Genomic DNA, 16,339 nt, shown 5'->3' on the forward strand with positions numbered 1-16,339 from the left:
AGGATTATCCGGTATTAGCTCCGGTTTCCCGAAGTTATCCCAGTCTTACAGGCAGGTTGCCCACGTGTTACTCACCCGTCCGCCGCTAACTTAAAAAGCAAGCTTTTTAAGTCCGCTCGACTTGCATGTATTAGGCACGCCGCCAGCGTTCGTCCTGAGCCAGGATCAAACTCTCCAATAAAGAGTAAGATTAGCTCCGAAGCTAAACTCTAGCTTTTTGTTACTTGTTTGTTTATAACAGAAGTTATAAACGTTTATTGTTGACGTTTTGTTTGTTCAGTTTTCAAAGAGCAATTTTCTTTACGTTAACATTGCTATCAGAAGCAACTTTTATATATTAACATAAGTTTCAAATAGTGTCAAACTTTTTTATTCTTCATCGCATCATCTCTGCGACCCTTTAAATATTACCAGCATATATATATAAAGTCAACAAAATTCATAAAAAAAAAAGAAAAAACAACTAATATTTTATTAGCTGTTTTAAAACATCTCTCTTAAATATAAAGCTATCTACTTTACTCATTAAGGTACCCTCCATTTTCCCTTCTCTAGCGGTTACAGCACTAGAGTTTTTAAATGAAGTCTTCTCCGTAATTAAGATAAACTACAAAATATATTTCTGAATAGCAACTAAAGCTACCACGCCAGGAATCCCTAAAATTCCGGAAATGCTAGAAGTTGCAAAATTAATAGGCACATGCAACCCGTAATTATTTCCAAATACATTTAAAAAGAATAAGAATAAAGCCCCTATTACTATCTTTATTATTCCTTGTCCAATTATCCTTAAAGGTTTAAGCGGCGTTCCAATAAAAAGCAAAATAATAATTAGCCCTGTTACAATAGAGATGATTACCACGGGATTCAAAATATGCACCCTCCCTCAAAAGAACTTGTACTAATAATTATGTTGTCCTCTTATTATATAGAACTTAAAAAGAATATTATTTCTGATTATCTTAAAGTAATTTTTCTTTCTTTGGCTTCTTTAAAAAGAAAAAAATATTTCGCTTCTGTCAATCTCGCGGCACAAATCACTTCATCCGAAGGGTCAAAACTTTTATCTAACAGCGATTTATCATTTAACCAGTCTTTCTTCATGTTGCTAAATTGGATTAATAATTTTTCATCGAATTCTTTTCTCAATTTCCCTTTTCGGCGAAAAAGCATTTTTGTTAACCCTCCATTTTTCAAACTTCTCTTCTACCCTCTAATGCTTTAGATAGAGTCACTTCATCAGCATATTCTAAATCTCCACCAACTGGTAGTCCATGAGCAATACGAGTAACTTTAATGCCTGAAGGTTTTAAAAGTCTTGAGATATACATAGCAGTTGCTTCTCCCTCAATATTAGGGTTTGTTGCCATAATAACTTCTTCTATATCTTCTTCTTGCAATCGTTTAATTAATGTAGGGACATTAATATCCTCTGGACCAATTCCATCCATGGGAGAAATGGCTCCATGCAGTACATGATATAGGCCATTATATTCTTTCATTTTCTCCATTGCGATAACATCTTTGGGATCTTGCACGACACAAATGACTTTTCTGTCTCTCCTGCTGTCTTCACATATAAAGCAAGGATCTTGATCTGTAATATGACCACATACTGAGCAATAAGTTAAATTCCGCTTCGCATTAACTAATGCTTTCGCAAAATCCAGCACAGTATCTTCTTTCATATTTAATACAAAAAAAGCCAGTCTTGCAGCCGTTTTAGGGCCGATACCTGGCAGTTTCATAAAGCTGTCAATAAGTTTTGATATTGGTTCAGGATAATGCATAATTTTCCTCCTTAGAACATTCCAGGAAGATTCATCCCTTTTGTGAATTGTCCCATTGTTGCATTTGTAAGTTCATCTGCTTTTTTTAATGCATCATTAGTAGCTGCAAGAACAAGATCTTGGAGCATTTCCACATCTTCTGGATCCACAACTTCTTCCTTAATATTCACTTCTACAATTTCTTTATGGCCTGTCACGATAACAGTTACCATACCGCCACCAGCAGTACCTTCAATTGTTTTTTCTCCTAGCTCTTCTTGTGCTTCAGCCATTTTCTTTTGCATTTTTTGCATTTGTTTCATCATATTTTGCATATTACCCATTCCACGCATATTATTACCTCCAATAATTTAAATTTATATATAATTGTTAGATATTATTATTTCCCTGCATTACATATGATTATATATGTTAATTAATGCTTACTCTTTGATTTCTAACAATTCCTCACCAAATAATTTTATTGCTTCTTCTACAATTGGTTCTTCTTTTGCTTGAGTAGCATTTTCTGTATCTGATGAGTTCAAATGGTGGGAGCTATTTAAAAATTCTTCCCTAATTTGCAGCCACTGCTCTTCAGGAACCCCGATTACCTGATAATTTTTTCCAACTAACTGATACATTGAATTTGTAATAGTCTCTATAAATTTAACATTATCCAGTGCCATTTGACAGTGAATTTCATATTTAAATTTAATAATAATAGAATCATCCGACGCCGCTACAGGTTCTGCCTCATTTAATAATGCAGCTTGGGATCTCATTTGATTTTGTACTAGTTTGTTTAGCATATTCGCCCAATTGCTTTTAATAGTTTGAAGTTCTGGCTTAGAAGCAGCTTTTAATATTTCGCTGATTCTTCCAGCAGGGGCTTGAAATCCTTTACGATTTGTACGTATTTTCTTTTGAGATGGCGCTTCTTCATTCCGAGTTACTACACCATTTTGTTTAAGATTAGAAAGTTCTCCCTCAAGAAAATTTATTTTCTGCATCAGATTATCAATTTCCGCAACTGAAGAATCTTTTCCTCGAACAGGAACTTCCGCTTCTATTTGCGCTAACTTTACTATGGCAACCTCAAGAAATATCCTTGGATGATTTGTCCAGCGCATATCCTGTTGGGTTTTATTCAACAAGTTTATTATCTCGTAAATTTGTTCATTATGATATGTTTCCGCCAGTTCTTTAAACTCCTCATCCAGTAACACTCTTTCTAATGATTCTTCTAAGTTAGGAGCTGTTTTATACAATAGCATATCTCGATAGAAAAAAATAAAGTCTTCTATAAAACGACTAGGATCTTTTCCAGCAAGTAGCAAATCTTCTAAAGACTGTAAACCCAAAACAGCATCTTTTTCATAAATTGCTTTAGCCAACTTATTGAGGAACCCTTGCGATACAGCTCCTGTCACTGTTAACGCATCTTCCACTGTAACTGTGTCTTCACTATAAGAAATCGCTTGGTCCAATAAACTAAGGGCGTCCCTCATACCTCCATCAGCAGCCCTTGCAATCATTTGCAAGGCTGTTTCTTCACAAGAAAGACCTGATTCCTGAATAATAAGACGCATTCTGTTTACGATAGACTGTGCAGTAATTCTTCTAAAATCAAACCGCTGGCATCTAGAAATAATCGTTAATGGAATTTTATGAGGTTCCGTTGTGGCTAATATAAAGATAACATGTTTAGGGGGTTCTTCTAAAGTTTTAAGTAGTGCATTAAAGGCTCCTATAGATAGCATATGAACTTCATCTATAATATAAACTTTATACGGAACAGAACTTGGAGCATATTTTACCTTATCTCTAATATCCCTTATTTCCTCTACTCCATTATTGGATGCTGCATCTATTTCAATTACATCAGGAATGCTCCCATCTGTTATTCCTTTACAAGCTGCACATTCATTGCATGGCTCAGCAATAGGTGCTCTTTCACAGTTAACAGCTTTCGCTAATATTTTAGCCGCACTTGTTTTCCCAGTCCCTCTTGGTCCAGAAAAAAGATAGGCATGAGAAATTTTTTGTTGAAGAAGGGCATTTTGCAATGTTTTTGTTATATGTTCTTGACCTACCACATCAATAAATTGCTGAGGTCTCCAAACACGGTATAATGCTTGATAATTCATTTATTCGCCCCCTAAGCTTTATTTCAATGCTTATTATAGCTTATCCACTATTAATTTTACATATTTCAAGATAAGTATTATTGATTATATACAAAAAAACTCATTCATTTACAGAATGAGTTTTATATATGTAATATATAACTGCCGTGCACCTTTCTTCGACTAGCACCCATAAGCGTTACTTAAGTAGTTAGCTCGGTCCAGGTTACCCTGCGGCACATGGGGGTGTCCACTTAATGCTGCTTCCTTCCGGACCTGACATGGTTCATGGATTCCCATTGCGCAGGACCCGGACGTCAACACCACTTGCTTAAGGCAGACCCTACAGGATACTAGCCTCAGAAAGGAATTCAGCCTCGCTAGAGCGGATTGCGAGTACAGGGCACCGCTACCTCCCCGCTTAGCACGACAAAATTGATACCATAATTTAAGGTGTCATATAAGACACATTTATAATTATACTAATAAAGATTTAAAAAAGCAATATTTATAAACTGTAAATTATTGTATTTTTTTCTTTTCTTTTTTACGCAACCGCAATTCTTTAAAAAAGTTCGTAAGCAAACTTCCGCACTCCTCTTCCATAATCCCTGCTACCACTTCGCTTTGGTGATTAAATCGATCATCTTGCAACAAGTTCATAAACGTCCCTGCACAACCTCCTTTGGGATCACTTGCACCATAAACCACTTTATCAATCCGCGAAAGAACAATCGCTCCTGAACACATAGCACACGGTTCTAATGTAACGTATAAAACTGCATTCTCTAATCTCCATGTCCCCGTTTTTTTACAAGCTGCATCAATCGCCAACAACTCTGCATGAGCTATCGCCGTTTGATCCCTTTCACGCAGGTTATGAGCACTTGCAATTACTTCGCCATTTTGCACAATTACTGCTCCAATCGGGACCTCATGAGATGCTCCTGCTTTTTTCGCCTCCTCTATAGCAAGCCGCATAAAGTAAATATGATCTTTATCATTCATAAAAAACACCTTCTTACATTCATTTAATAAACTCCTTCACAAAATGTTTTGCTTATTATTTTTTTAAAATTACTCAAACTAGTAAAAGATCTATTTATATAAAAGCACTAGAAAAGAGGTACCAATGAATAAGTCAAAAAATATCGCCATGCTGGTTATTGATATGATTAATGATTTTAAGTTTAAACATGGAAAAACATTAGCAGAAAAGGCAAATGAAATTTCAGATCCTATTCTTTCTTTAAAACAAAACTGTGCAGACAAAAAGATTCCTGTCATCTATATTAATGACCATTATAATTTATGGAAAGCAGATATAGGAAGTATTCTTAACTATTGCCGCAATGAAACAAGTGCACAGCTTCTTGATAAAATAAAACCAACAGAGACTGATTATTTTTTAATAAAACCAAAGCATTCTGCATTCTACGGCACTGCATTAAACACACTATTACAGCAACTTAATGTAGACACACTTATCCTTACCGGAATCGCGGGGAATATTTGTGTGCTTTTTACCGCAAATGATGCTTATATGCGTGAATACTCCTTAATAGTTCCAGAAAACTGCATTGCTTCAGTAGATGACGAAGATAATAAATATGCAATGACTATGATGAAAAATGTGATGAACGCAAAATTATTTACTTGTGAAAAAGATTTATCATGAACAGTCATCTCCTCTCATAAAATATGACTATAACTGTATTTAATGAGAGGAGGGAATATCATGCAAATACATGTTGTAAGGAATAATCAGACTTTAGCAGGCATTGCTCAAGCTTATAGCACTACTGTAGCTGATCTAATTGAAGCTAATGACCTTGCTAATCCTAATCAACTTGTAATTGGTCAGGCGTTAGTTATTCCTATTATCGGCAGCTTTTATTGGGTGCAAGCCGGCGATACTCTTTGGTCTATTGCTCAAAAGTTCAATATTCCCTATCAAAACTTAGCATCCATTAACAGAATACCAATTAATCAGCCGTTATCAATTGGACTACGCCTATATATACCACAAAAACCAAAGTCAACTGCAGAATTTAATGCATATGTAGAACCAAGAGGAACGACGGTAGCACCTATTTTAGAAACAAGCGCACGGCAAGCTGCTCCTTATTTAACCTATTTGGCTCCATTTAGTTTTCAGGCGCTTAGGGATGGTTCATTAAAAGAGCCACTATTAAATAACTTTCCTGCCATTGCCATAAGAAATAATAACGTCTTAATGATGGTAATCACAAATCAAGAAAATGACCAGTTTAGTGATGAGTTAGGAAGAATTCTCTTAAACGACATGTCAATCCAAGATACATTTTTAAATAATATTGTGGCCACTGCCAAAAAGTATGGATTTAAAGATATTCATTTTGATTTTGAGTATTTACGACCTGAAGATAAGGGGAAGTATAACAATTTCTTAAAAAAAGCAAAAGCCCGCTTTTCCAAAGAAGGATGGCTATTATCTACTGCTCTCGCTCCAAAAACAAGCGCTAACCAAAAGGGCAGATGGTATGAGGCGCATGATTACAAAGCTCATGGAGAAATTGTAGATTTTGTTGTCATTATGACATATGAATGGGGGTATAGTGGGGGGCCTGCCATGGCTGTATCCCCTATTGGACCAGTTCGAGATGTATTAGAATATGCTGTATCAGAAATGCCTCCTTCCAAAATAATGATGGGGCAAAATCTATATGGCTATGATTGGACACTTCCTTTTTCAGAAGGCACCATCGCTAAAGCAATTAGCCCACAAGCTGCCATTCAATTAGCTAAGGAGAATAATGTAGCCATTCTTTACGACGAAAAAGCACAAGCACCTTATTTTAAATATACAGACAGCAGCGGAAGATCTCATGAAGTTTGGTTTGAAGATGCCAGATCTATTCAAGCAAAATTTAATTTAATAAAAGAACTAAAACTCAGAGGAATGAGCTATTGGAAGCTAGGATTACTATTCCCACAAAACTGGCTTTTGATTACTGATAATTTCCAAGTCACCAAAAGGAATTAATAAAGATTTTAATTTTTTTATAATTATTATTTCCTTTCAAAGCTGCCTTAAGAATAGAGGCAGTTTTTGTTATTTTTTAATGAACAATACGTATTTGCAGTTTCTTCTTTCCTCTAGTCAGCACCAACTAATTCCCTTTACTTAAAAAAACTATAAAAGAGGATTAGTCCATATCTTGCATTAGAGGAAAAACATACATGGAAATAAATCATCTTCTATATGCCCTAAAGAACGTTCCATATGTTAAAATGGCATTTGTGTCATTATTATATACAACTATTTTTTATAAAGAACAGGTGGACAAGCAATGAATACTATCCCTTTTATTACTGTAGAAGGACCGATTGGCGTTGGCAAAACATCTTTAGGAAAATTGCTCTCTGAACACTTTCAATATTATTTACTTAAAGAAATAGTCGAAGAAAATCCTTTCCTAGGGAAATTCTACGAAAATATTGACGAGTGGAGCTTTCAGACTGAGATGTTTTTTTTATGCAATCGCTATAAACAGTTGAATGATATAAATGCTCACTATTTAAGCAAAAAAATTCCTGTTATTGCAGATTACCATATAATGAAAAATTTAATATTCGCTAAAAGATCACTTCAAGAAAAAGAGCTTTCTAAATATGTAAGAATTTACGATGTATTAAAAGAAGACCTTCCTACACCAAATATTATTATTTATTTACATGCCAGTTTGGAAACAATAATTAAACGTATAAAAAAAAGAGATAGAGATATAGAAAAAAATATAAGTTCTCTCTATTTAGAACAGCTTTCTTCTGATTACAATGATGTAATGAAAGATTTCCAAAAGAGACACCCTCATATACCGGTATTGACTTTCAGTGGAGACACCCTTGATTTTGTTCAAAATAAAGAGGATTTAAAAATCATCATTGCCAAAATAAAAGATACTTTAAATATAGGAGCATATACAAATGAATCTGAAAAATAAATACAATATTCCTAACAATGCTGTTATTACAATTGCAGGAACAGTAGGAGTAGGAAAATCAACGTTAACTAACGCTCTATCTGGCGCACTTGAATTCCGCACATCCCTTGAAAAGGTGGATACAAATCCATACTTAGATAAATTTTACCAAGAGTTTAGCAGATGGAGCTTTCATCTTCAAATTTACTTTCTAGCTGAACGTTTTAAAGAACAAAAAAGAATATTTGAATATGGAGGAGGATTTATCCAAGATCGTTCTATTTATGAAGATACAGGCATATTTGCTAAAATGCATTATGAAAAAGGCACTATGTCAGAAATAGATTATGAAACATATACGAGTCTTTTTGAAGCGATGGTAATGACGCCATACTTTCCTCATCCTGACTTGTTGATTTATTTAGAAGGCTCATTAGAAGATATATTACTTCGCATTGAAAAGCGAGGACGATCAATGGAAAAACAAACTCCTATCGATTATTGGAAAGAAATGCATACACGATATGAAAAATGGATCGACTCCTTTTCTGCATGTCCCGTTCTTCGCTTAAATATTAACGAATATGATGCGATGGCAGACGGCAACTCGATTGAGCCTATCATTGAAAAAATTGGGCGTATCTTAAATCAAAGAAACTATGTAAAAAAAACATAATAAACTATATTCCAAAAGAGGGGGATCATCCCCTTTTTTATTTTGGCCCTATTAAAATTGGCTATTGATTTCCGCTACAGGGGCACTCGCCTTCTACTCCAATCAACAGTTAACTTTAACAAATCCTTTATTTTAAAATAACAAAAAGGCTTACTACAACGTAGTAAGCCTTATATCTCCAATATTTATGCGCGATATAATAATATGGAGGAGGAAGGGGGATTCGAACCCCCGCGCGGTTTGACCCGCCTGTCGGTTTTCAAGACCGATCCCTTCAGCCGGACTTGGGTATTCCTCCATCGGACAAAAAACAATATATCATTTCCTAACCAAAAAGTCAATACATTTACTTATAAAAGGAGAAAAAATTCTCCTTTTATAAGTAAAGAAATTATTTTTCGGAAATGACTTCTCTATTTCCCATATATGGACGAAGAACTTCTGGTATTACTACACTTCCATCTTCCTGTTGATAGTTTTCCAATATAGCCGCAACCGTACGACCTATCGCAAGCCCTGATCCATTTAGTGTATGCACATGCTCAGGTTTTCCTTTTGCCTCTCTGCGGAATCTGATATTGGCACGTCTAGCTTGGAATGCTTCAAAATTACTGCAAGAAGATATCTCACGATACATATTGTAACTAGGAATCCAAACTTCTACATCATATTTTTTTGCAGCAGTAAAACCTAAATCACCTGTACACATACTTAAGACACGATAAGGCAATTGCAATAGTTGTAAAACTCTTTCTGCATTTGCTGTTAAAGATTCTAACTCTGCATATGAATCTTCGGGTTTAACAAACTTCACTAATTCTACTTTGTTAAATTGGTGTTGTCTTATTAACCCCCGTGTGTCACGGCCTGCAGATCCAGCCTCAGAACGGAAATTGGCACTAAACGCCGCGTATTTAACAGGCAGTTGATCTCCATCTAAAATCTCATCACGATGCAAGTTTGTAACAGGCACCTCAGAAGTAGGAATTAAGAAATAGTCTTCTTTTTCAATTAAGAATGCATCTTCTTCAAACTTAGGCAGTTGGCCAGTTCCTGTTAAACTTGCTCTATTTACTAAAAATGGGGGAATAATTTCTTTATAGCCATGCTCTTCTGTATGAAGGTCTAGCATAAAATTGAATAATGCTCTTTCTAGTCTTGCCCCCAACCCTTTATAAAATACAAAACGGCTTCCTGTAACTTTTGCTGCGCGTTCAAAATCTAGTAAGTCTAAATTTGTTGCAATATCCCAATGCGGTTTTGGTTCAAAAGAAAATTCTTTAATTTCTCCCCATTTTCTAATTTCAACATTATCATCTTCTGTATCACCTACTGGCACGCTCTCATGAGGAAGATTTGGGATACTTAACATAATTGTCTGTAGTCTTTCTTCTACTACTCGCAATTCATCATCTAATTCTTTAATTTTATCCCCTACTTCTCTCATTTCAACAATAAGGGAATCCGCATCCTTTTTTTCTCTTTTTAAAACAGCCACTTGTTGTGAAACTTCATTTCTTCGGCTTTTTAAATTTTCAGCCTCAACAATTAATTCTCTTCTTCTTGTATCTAACTCTTCAAAATTATCCAATTCTGATAAATCTTCGCCTCTATGCTGTAATTGCTGTTTTACAAACTCAAAATTGGCACGAACAAACTTTATATCTAACATATTATTTATATCCTCCTCTTTTTCTTTTTTCATTCAAATTGATTATCACCTTAATAAAAAAACGCATTGATATTTCAAATTTTAAACACAAAAAACTCTCATCCCAAAAAGGGACGAGAGTTAACCCGCGTTGCCACCCTAGTTGAAAGCATATAACTTTCCACTTTAAAGAAAATAACGGTTTTTAGCCGAAAGCAATTACTAACTTTAAAAAGCGTTCCATGCTTTTACTCAAGGATGGATTCACAGATCTTACCCACTGGTTTGCACCAACCACCAGTTCTCTAAAGGATAATGATACTGATACTATTTCCTATCAACGTAGTTCATATTTAATTGATTTTTTTCATCGTACTATAATTATTTACAAACTTCAATCAAAATATCCTTAGTTTTTCGCTTCTTTTGCCATATTAACAAAATAGCCTGTCATACGATGATCATCAGTTAATTCAGGATGAAAAGAACATCCTAAAAATTGTCCTTCTCTTGCAGCAACGATTCTATCCTCATGCTTTGCCAAGATTTCAACATTTTCTCCTGCTGAGATAATATGCGGTGCACGAATGAATACTGCTGTAAAATCATGAGCTATACCAGCCACATTTAGATTAGCTTCAAAACTATCCTTCTGTCTGCCAAATGAATTTCTTGCTACATGTACATCCATTACACCGACATGTGGTTCATCGTATCCTTCAATAGAATTTGCTAATAATATCAATCCAGCGCATGTACCAAACATCGGTTTACCAGATTGAGCAAATTCTTTTAAACTATCCATAAAATCATATTTATCAATTAAACGGCGCATCGTTGTACTTTCACCGCCAGGAAGGATTAGACCATCTATTTCTTCTAATTGTTCCTTATGTTTCACCACTACGGCTGTTGCGCCATTTGCTTCAATTGCATTTACATGTTCTCTTACTGCACCTTGCAGCCCAAGAACACCGATTGTTACGCTAGACATCATATTACCATCCACGCTCTTGCATACGAGATTCTGGAGCAAGACTTGCTATTTCAATTCCCTTCATAGCGGTACCTAAGTCTTTAGATATCTCTGCAATCAATTTGTAGTCTTGATAGTGTGTTGTTGCTTCTACAATTGCACGAGCAAATTTAGCAGGGTTTTCTGATTTAAAGATACCAGAACCAACAAATACTCCATCAGCACCTAATTGCATCATAAGCGCTGCGTCAGCAGGTGTAGCAACACCGCCAGCCGCGAAGTTAACTACAGGTAGACGTCCTAATTTTTTAATTTCTAATAATAATTCATATGGAGCACCTAAAAGTTTTGCTTCTGTCATTAGCTCATCTTCATTCATATAAGCTACTTTACGAACTTGTGCATTTACTTTACGAATATGGCGCACTGCTTCTACAATATTCCCTGTTCCAGGTTCACCTTTCGTACGAAGCATAGCAGCACCTTCTCCAATACGTCTTGCTGCTTCTCCTAAATCACGGCATCCACATACAAATGGAACAGTATAATCATTTTTATTTAAATGATATTCTTCATCTGCTGGTGTTAAAACTTCACTTTCATCAATATAATCAACGCCCATTGCTTCTAAAACCTTTGCTTCTACAATATGACCAATACGTGCTTTAGCCATAACTGGTATAGATACTGCATTCATTACTTCTTCCACAATAGTTGGATCTGCCATTCTAGCAACCCCACCAGCTGCACGAATATCAGATGGCACTCTTTCAAGAGCCATAACAGCCACCGCTCCTGCTTCTTCTGCTATTCTAGCTTGCTCTGCATTTACAACGTCCATGATAACGCCGCCTTTTTGCATTTCAGCCATTCCACGTTTTACTCTATCAGTACCTGTTTTCAATGTATTTGCCTCCCAGTATTATCCTACAGTGCTGTAGATTTAGTAATTTTCGAAACATTAAGGAATTTTTTAAGACAAAAATATTATTTCCCTAATGAAAATAAACAATAAAAAAAGGTTCCTGTCAAGGCAGGAAACCCTCTTTATTTTTAAAACCATCCTTTTACAGCAGCAGAAGCACTGTCCCATACATCAGAGAAAAATCCTCCAACTCCACGCATTGCTAGTACAAACCAGTTGGCTTTTTCTACTCCTTCGGTTGCAATAACATCAACAGTTACTGTCTTTTTGCCATCTGCTGTCAAAAATTCTATCTCTTTTCCATCTTTTGTTTGCAGCGATAAAGTCCCTACTTTTTCACCTTTTTTTACAGGTGCAGTAAGTTCACCATTAGTGTTTAATTTTTTTTCATCTAAAGTTAATTTAGTCTGATAATTTTCTTTTTCTCCATTTTTAACAATTAAATTAATAGCTTTATCTGTACTAATTTTTACTGAATCTTCTTTTCCTTTTACTACTTTTAATGTTTTATTGTTTTTTATAGTATAGTTGGCAGGCAAAACTTCTTCTTCAGCAAAATTTCCAAATGCATAATCAAGCATTTTTATAGACTCTGAAAAACGTGAATTTTTTGTTTTCCCTTTCATTATGACAGAGATAACACGCTGATCACCTTTTTTTGCTGTTGATGTTACATTATAGCCAGCATAATCAGTGGAGCCTGTTTTTAGCCCATCTACTCCTTCGTATCCAAATACTAATGATGGAATAAGCCAGTTAAAGTTTTTATATTCTCTACCGTCACGGAATTTCAAACTAGGCATGCTAGAGGTTTCCAATATTTCTGGATAATCTTTTACTAAATGATAAGCAAGCTTTGCAACAGCTCTTGCAGACATCTTATTTTCGCTTGTAGCATCTCCTGCAGGATAGCTTCCTAATAAATCAGCATTATTTAATCCTGAGGAATTTACAAACTCATAATCCTCTAATCCTAATTCTTTTGCTTTCTTATTCATTACATTAATATAATTTTTTTCTGTTCCAGCAATTAGCTCAGCCAATGCAACAGTTGCTGCATTTCCAGAATGGATAGCCATTGCCTGGTATAATTCTTTTACTGTATACTCTTCCCCTTCTGTTAAACCTACGTTAGAAAGCTCAGGCGCTCCAGATAAGCGATGTACATAATTATTAATTTTTACTTTTTGGTCCCATGTAATTTTTCCTTCTTTAATAGATTCAAGCACAATATATTCAGTCACCATTTTCGACATGGAGGCAACGCCTAATAACTCATCAGCATTTTTTTCGTATAATACCTCACCTGTTTCTGAATCTACTAAGATCGCTGCTTTAGATTCAAGTCCCAATTCATCCTTTTCAGCTGCACTTGCCTGCTCAGGTAGACCTGTAAATAAGCAAGTAAGCATAAGCACCATCATAGTGCCATACAGCGTCCACTTCTTTAAATAATTCAATTGTATTACCTCCAAAACTATTATAATTATCTATTTAGATTTTATTTGATTTCTCTGTTAAGGATTTCCCCTGTACAGTTTAACATAAAAAAATCAAAAAAAATAGACAGTGATTCACTCACTATCTATTGTAAAATTAGGCATCAAAATGTAATAAATCTGTAAAATTCTTCTTAAGAAATAGAGTAGTTTGGGGCTTCTTTTGTAATTTGTACATCATGTGGGTGACTCTCTCTTAATCCAGCACCAGTCATTCTTACAAATTGTGCATTCTCCCTTAATTCTGTTAAATCTTTTGTTCCGCAATATCCCATTCCGGAGCGAATTCCGCCAATTAATTGATATACTGTATCAGATAAAGGTCCTTTATATGGAAGACGGCCTTCAATACCTTCTGGAACAAACTTTTTATTATCTTCTTGGAAATAACGGTCTTTTGAACCTTTTTCCATTGCTGCAACAGATCCCATTCCTCTATATACTTTAAATCTACGGCCTTGGAATATCTCTGTTTCCCCTGGACTTTCAGAAACACCTGCAAGTAAGCTTCCTAACATTACAGCATGTCCTCCAGCTGCTAATGCTTTTACAATATCACCAGAATATTTAATTCCGCCATCCGCTATAATAGCTTTTCCAAGTTTTCTAGCCTCTGTTGCACAGTCATATATCGCAGTTATTTGAGGTACACCTACACCAGCTACTACCCTAGTTGTACAAATAGATCCTGGGCCGATTCCAACTTTTACAATATCAGCTCCTGCTTCAATTAAAGCACGAGTACCTTCAGCAGTTGCTACATTACCCGCAATAATAGTTAATTCAGGGAAAGCATTGCGTATTTCCTTAACGCCTTCTAGGACCCCTTGAGAGTGTCCGTGAGCTGTATCTAAAACAACTACATCTACATTTGATTTTACTAACATTTCCACACGCTTTATCGCATCGCCTGTTACACCAACTGCGGCGCCTACCAATAATCTTCCATGGGCGTCTTTTGCAGAGTTTGGAAATTCAATTACTTTTTCAATATCTTTAATCGTAATTAACCCTTTTAATACTCCCTCACTATTAATTAAAGGCAATTTTTCAATTTTGTATTTTTGCAAAATGCTTTCTGCCTCTTCAAGTGTTGTTCCTACTGGAGCCGTTACTAAATTTTCTTTTGTCATGACATCCGAAATTTTAATGGAAAAGTCTTCAATAAAACGAAGGTCGCGATTTGTTAGAATGCCTACCAATTTTTGATCATCATTATTATTTACAATTGGCACACCAGAAATTCTGTATTTACCCATTAAATGTTCTGCATCAAATACTTGATGATCTGGAGTTAGGAAAAACGGATCTGTGATAACACCACTCTCTGAACGTTTAACTTTATCAACTTGCTCAGCCTGTTGTTCAATAGACATATTTTTATGAATAATTCCTAGTCCACCTTGGCGGGCGATAGAAATTGCCATATCCGCCTCTGTTACAGTATCCATCCCTGCACTGATTAGTGGAATATTCAAGTTAAGATTTGGTGCTAATTGTACTTTTAAACTGACATCTCTTGGAAGTACTTCCGATTTAGCAGGTATTAATAATACATCATCAAATGTTAATCCTTCTTTAACAAATTTACTTTCCCACATTTTAACGCCTCCATATAGTTAAAAAATATTATTAGTAGGTTATCAATTGGACAAAATACTGTCAAGGTTAGTTTAATAAGTTTAATTTTTCAAAAAATTAAAGGTGGTAAATATTATGTTTCAAACTTATAAAGATTTAGAGTCCTTTAACTGCTTTTTCTCTGCTGAATATGTGCAAAAATTTCTAAAAAAATGTTATAAAAAACTGAATATACAAGACCTAGAAAAAAGGAGCTATCAAAATTGCTATCCATTTATTTATTTTTTAGAACAAGGAAAATTATACTATCAACAAGCATCTATTTCACCGCTATCTATTCAGCCCTTATTAGTTTTTTATGGCTATGTACATTTGCTAAAAGCATGTTTGCTAACACTAGATCCTAGTTATCCTAGCACTACATCTGTACTTGCTCATGGAGTTTCTACAAGGAAAAAGAAAAAACAACAGTACCTTTTTTTCCAAGATGAAGTAAAAATACAAAAAAACGGTTTATTTACTTATATGGCTGAAAAAATGTTTACTATAAAATCATTAGAAGGTGAAAAAGTCAAAATGGAAGGGTTATTTAGGCAAATTCCCGAACTAACTAATCTCTTCAAAATTATGAATGGTAATGATTTCTATTTACCTGTAATAATAAATAATACTACAATTTCTATCCCTATCCAAATATTAGATACTTATTTTATGAATTTGAATGGATTTAAAAATTATTTAGAACAAAAAAATCAATCTCTTATTATGGATATTAACTCCAATCGTCATATTATTACAATTGATTATGAAGATTTACCATATTCTATGGAGCCATTCAAGTATAATATTTGCACCAAAAATTATTATATTTCAATAGTAAAGGAAGGATCAGCTTCTTTTCCAGAAATACTAAGTCATTATCTAATATTATATAATTTAAGTATGATTGCTCGTTATGAAATAGAGTGGTGGAGTGAGCTATTAAAATCAACACCAAACCAAGATTTTCCATTTATAGAAAGTTTTTTATCTATATCGATTCAAAAAGGTCCCTATCTAATTTATCGTTTTTTAGAAAAAAATATGTAATATTGTTTTAATATGAAATAAAAATGGTATTATATATTTAAAATTTTCTCAGGCAAAAAAAAGAGTACCTAATCAAATT

At 34.6% G+C, this 16,339-nt stretch carries 16 protein-coding genes, 1 tRNA gene, 1 rRNA gene, 1 other RNA gene and 1 other annotated feature; of the genes, 5 read left to right on the top strand and 14 right to left on the bottom strand.

Translation table 11 applies throughout. The annotated features are described in order from the left end of the window. The 8 genes from CWS01_RS19735 to tadA form a co-directional block, all read right to left on the bottom strand. A 16S ribosomal RNA gene (locus CWS01_RS19735) occupies positions 1-181 on the bottom strand; the annotation flags it as partial. Positions 182-607: 426 nt separating this feature from the next. Next, complete coding sequence (locus CWS01_RS19740) at positions 608-871, bottom strand: pro-sigmaK processing inhibitor BofA family protein (RefSeq protein ID WP_101178922.1); 264 nt, start codon at positions 869-871, stop codon at positions 608-610. A gap of 86 nt (positions 872-957) precedes the next feature. Then, entirely contained in the window at positions 958-1,173 is a 216-nt protein-coding gene (locus CWS01_RS19745) for a YaaL family protein (RefSeq protein ID WP_101178934.1), read from the bottom strand. A gap of 20 nt (positions 1,174-1,193) precedes the next feature. Next, positions 1,194-1,790 carry a recombination mediator RecR gene (recR, locus tag CWS01_RS19750; RefSeq protein WP_101178923.1) on the bottom strand — a complete coding sequence of 199 codons (597 nt, stop codon included), beginning with the start codon at positions 1,788-1,790 and terminating at the stop codon, positions 1,194-1,196. 11 nt (positions 1,791-1,801) lie between these two features. Then, positions 1,802-2,122: a YbaB/EbfC family nucleoid-associated protein gene (locus CWS01_RS19755; RefSeq protein ID WP_101178924.1), complete on the bottom strand. Its 321-nt coding sequence runs from the start codon at positions 2,120-2,122 to the stop codon at positions 1,802-1,804. Between the two features lie 90 nt (positions 2,123-2,212). After that, a complete protein-coding gene (gene dnaX, locus CWS01_RS19760; RefSeq protein WP_101178925.1) occupies positions 2,213-3,919 on the bottom strand; it encodes a DNA polymerase III subunit gamma/tau in 1,707 nt (568 codons plus the stop codon). A gap of 144 nt (positions 3,920-4,063) precedes the next feature. After that, an RNA gene (ffs, locus tag CWS01_RS19765) (signal recognition particle sRNA large type) lies at positions 4,064-4,328 on the bottom strand. Between the two features lie 92 nt (positions 4,329-4,420). Further along, positions 4,421-4,906, bottom strand: a complete 486-nt coding sequence (gene tadA, locus CWS01_RS19770) for a tRNA adenosine(34) deaminase TadA (RefSeq protein WP_101178926.1) — start codon at positions 4,904-4,906, stop codon at positions 4,421-4,423. 124 nt (positions 4,907-5,030) lie between these two features. On the opposite strand from tadA, the gene CWS01_RS19775 reads away from it, so the two are divergent. The 4 genes from CWS01_RS19775 to CWS01_RS19790 all read left to right on the top strand — a co-directional run bounded on the left by CWS01_RS19775 (position 5,031) and on the right by CWS01_RS19790 (position 8,539). Beyond that, a complete protein-coding gene (locus tag CWS01_RS19775; RefSeq protein WP_101178927.1) occupies positions 5,031-5,576 on the top strand; it encodes an isochorismatase family cysteine hydrolase in 546 nt (181 codons plus the stop codon). A 60-nt stretch (positions 5,577-5,636) separates the two neighbouring features. Continuing rightward, positions 5,637-6,923: a glycosyl hydrolase family 18 protein gene (locus CWS01_RS19780; RefSeq protein WP_101178928.1), complete on the top strand. Its 1,287-nt coding sequence runs from the start codon at positions 5,637-5,639 to the stop codon at positions 6,921-6,923. Positions 6,924-7,230: 307 nt separating this feature from the next. Next, a complete protein-coding gene (locus CWS01_RS19785; protein ID WP_101178929.1) occupies positions 7,231-7,884 on the top strand; it encodes a deoxynucleoside kinase in 654 nt (217 codons plus the stop codon). Next, positions 7,868-8,539 carry a deoxynucleoside kinase gene (locus CWS01_RS19790; RefSeq protein ID WP_101178930.1) on the top strand — a complete coding sequence of 224 codons (672 nt, stop codon included), beginning with the start codon at positions 7,868-7,870 and terminating at the stop codon, positions 8,537-8,539. Before CWS01_RS19785 ends, CWS01_RS19790 begins: the two co-directional genes overlap by 17 nt. Positions 8,540-8,744: 205 nt before the next feature. Here CWS01_RS19790 and CWS01_RS19795 read toward each other — a convergent pair. The 6 genes from CWS01_RS19795 to guaB form a co-directional block, all read right to left on the bottom strand. Next, positions 8,745-8,837 (bottom strand) — tRNA-Ser (locus tag CWS01_RS19795). Positions 8,838-8,930: 93 nt separating this feature from the next. After that, positions 8,931-10,211, bottom strand: a complete 1,281-nt coding sequence (gene serS / locus CWS01_RS19800) for a serine--tRNA ligase (RefSeq protein ID WP_101178935.1) — start codon at positions 10,209-10,211, stop codon at positions 8,931-8,933. A 106-nt stretch (positions 10,212-10,317) separates the two neighbouring features. Then, positions 10,318-10,540: a binding site (T-box leader), on the bottom strand. A gap of 59 nt (positions 10,541-10,599) precedes the next feature. Then, entirely contained in the window at positions 10,600-11,184 is a 585-nt protein-coding gene (gene pdxT / locus CWS01_RS19805; protein WP_101178936.1) for a pyridoxal 5'-phosphate synthase glutaminase subunit PdxT, read from the bottom strand. A gap of 4 nt (positions 11,185-11,188) precedes the next feature. Then, positions 11,189-12,070, bottom strand: coding sequence for a pyridoxal 5'-phosphate synthase lyase subunit PdxS (gene pdxS, locus CWS01_RS19810; protein ID WP_101178931.1), 882 nt, complete (start codon positions 12,068-12,070; stop codon positions 11,189-11,191). A 149-nt stretch (positions 12,071-12,219) separates the two neighbouring features. Continuing rightward, the gene (locus CWS01_RS19815; protein WP_235852130.1) at positions 12,220-13,551 is read right to left on the bottom strand and encodes a D-alanyl-D-alanine carboxypeptidase family protein; all 1,332 of its coding nucleotides are present in this window, start codon (positions 13,549-13,551) and stop codon (positions 12,220-12,222) included. Positions 13,552-13,724: 173 nt separating this feature from the next. Then, positions 13,725-15,191, bottom strand: coding sequence for an IMP dehydrogenase (guaB, locus tag CWS01_RS19820; RefSeq protein WP_101178932.1), 1,467 nt, complete (start codon positions 15,189-15,191; stop codon positions 13,725-13,727). A 115-nt stretch (positions 15,192-15,306) separates the two neighbouring features. On the opposite strand from guaB, the gene CWS01_RS19825 reads away from it, so the two are divergent. Further along, on the top strand, positions 15,307-16,260 hold the full coding sequence (locus tag CWS01_RS19825; RefSeq protein WP_101178933.1) for a YaaC family protein: 954 nt from the start codon (positions 15,307-15,309) through the stop codon (positions 16,258-16,260). The last annotated feature ends 79 nt before the right edge of the window (positions 16,261-16,339 follow it).

Origin of the sequence: Niallia nealsonii, assembly GCF_002835805.1 — a bacterium.
Taxonomy (GTDB): Bacteria; Bacillota; Bacilli; order Bacillales; family Cytobacillaceae; genus Niallia; species Niallia nealsonii.

What these genes read in the sequence shown, in the direction of transcription:
- CWS01_RS19745 (WP_101178934.1), bottom strand. Translation starts at nt 1,173, where the DNA reads ATGCTTTTTCGCCGAAAAGGGAAATTGAGAAAAGAATTCGATGAAAAA.
- recR (WP_101178923.1), bottom strand. Translation starts at nt 1,790, where the DNA reads ATGCATTATCCTGAACCAATATCAAAACTTATTGACAGCTTTATGAAA.
- CWS01_RS19755 (WP_101178924.1), bottom strand. Translation starts at nt 2,122, where the DNA reads ATGCGTGGAATGGGTAATATGCAAAATATGATGAAACAAATGCAAAAA.
- dnaX (WP_101178925.1), bottom strand. Translation starts at nt 3,919, where the DNA reads ATGAATTATCAAGCATTATACCGTGTTTGGAGACCTCAGCAATTTATT.
- tadA (WP_101178926.1), bottom strand. Translation starts at nt 4,906, where the DNA reads ATGAATGATAAAGATCATATTTACTTTATGCGGCTTGCTATAGAGGAG.
- CWS01_RS19775 (WP_101178927.1), top strand. Translation starts at nt 5,031, where the DNA reads ATGAATAAGTCAAAAAATATCGCCATGCTGGTTATTGATATGATTAAT.
- CWS01_RS19780 (WP_101178928.1), top strand. Translation starts at nt 5,637, where the DNA reads ATGCAAATACATGTTGTAAGGAATAATCAGACTTTAGCAGGCATTGCT.
- CWS01_RS19785 (WP_101178929.1), top strand. Translation starts at nt 7,231, where the DNA reads ATGAATACTATCCCTTTTATTACTGTAGAAGGACCGATTGGCGTTGGC.
- CWS01_RS19790 (WP_101178930.1), top strand. Translation starts at nt 7,868, where the DNA reads ATGAATCTGAAAAATAAATACAATATTCCTAACAATGCTGTTATTACA.
- serS (WP_101178935.1), bottom strand. Translation starts at nt 10,211, where the DNA reads ATGTTAGATATAAAGTTTGTTCGTGCCAATTTTGAGTTTGTAAAACAG.
- pdxT (WP_101178936.1), bottom strand. Translation starts at nt 11,184, where the DNA reads ATGTCTAGCGTAACAATCGGTGTTCTTGGGCTGCAAGGTGCAGTAAGA.
- guaB (WP_101178932.1), bottom strand. Translation starts at nt 15,191, where the DNA reads ATGTGGGAAAGTAAATTTGTTAAAGAAGGATTAACATTTGATGATGTA.
- CWS01_RS19825 (WP_101178933.1), top strand. Translation starts at nt 15,307, where the DNA reads ATGTTTCAAACTTATAAAGATTTAGAGTCCTTTAACTGCTTTTTCTCT.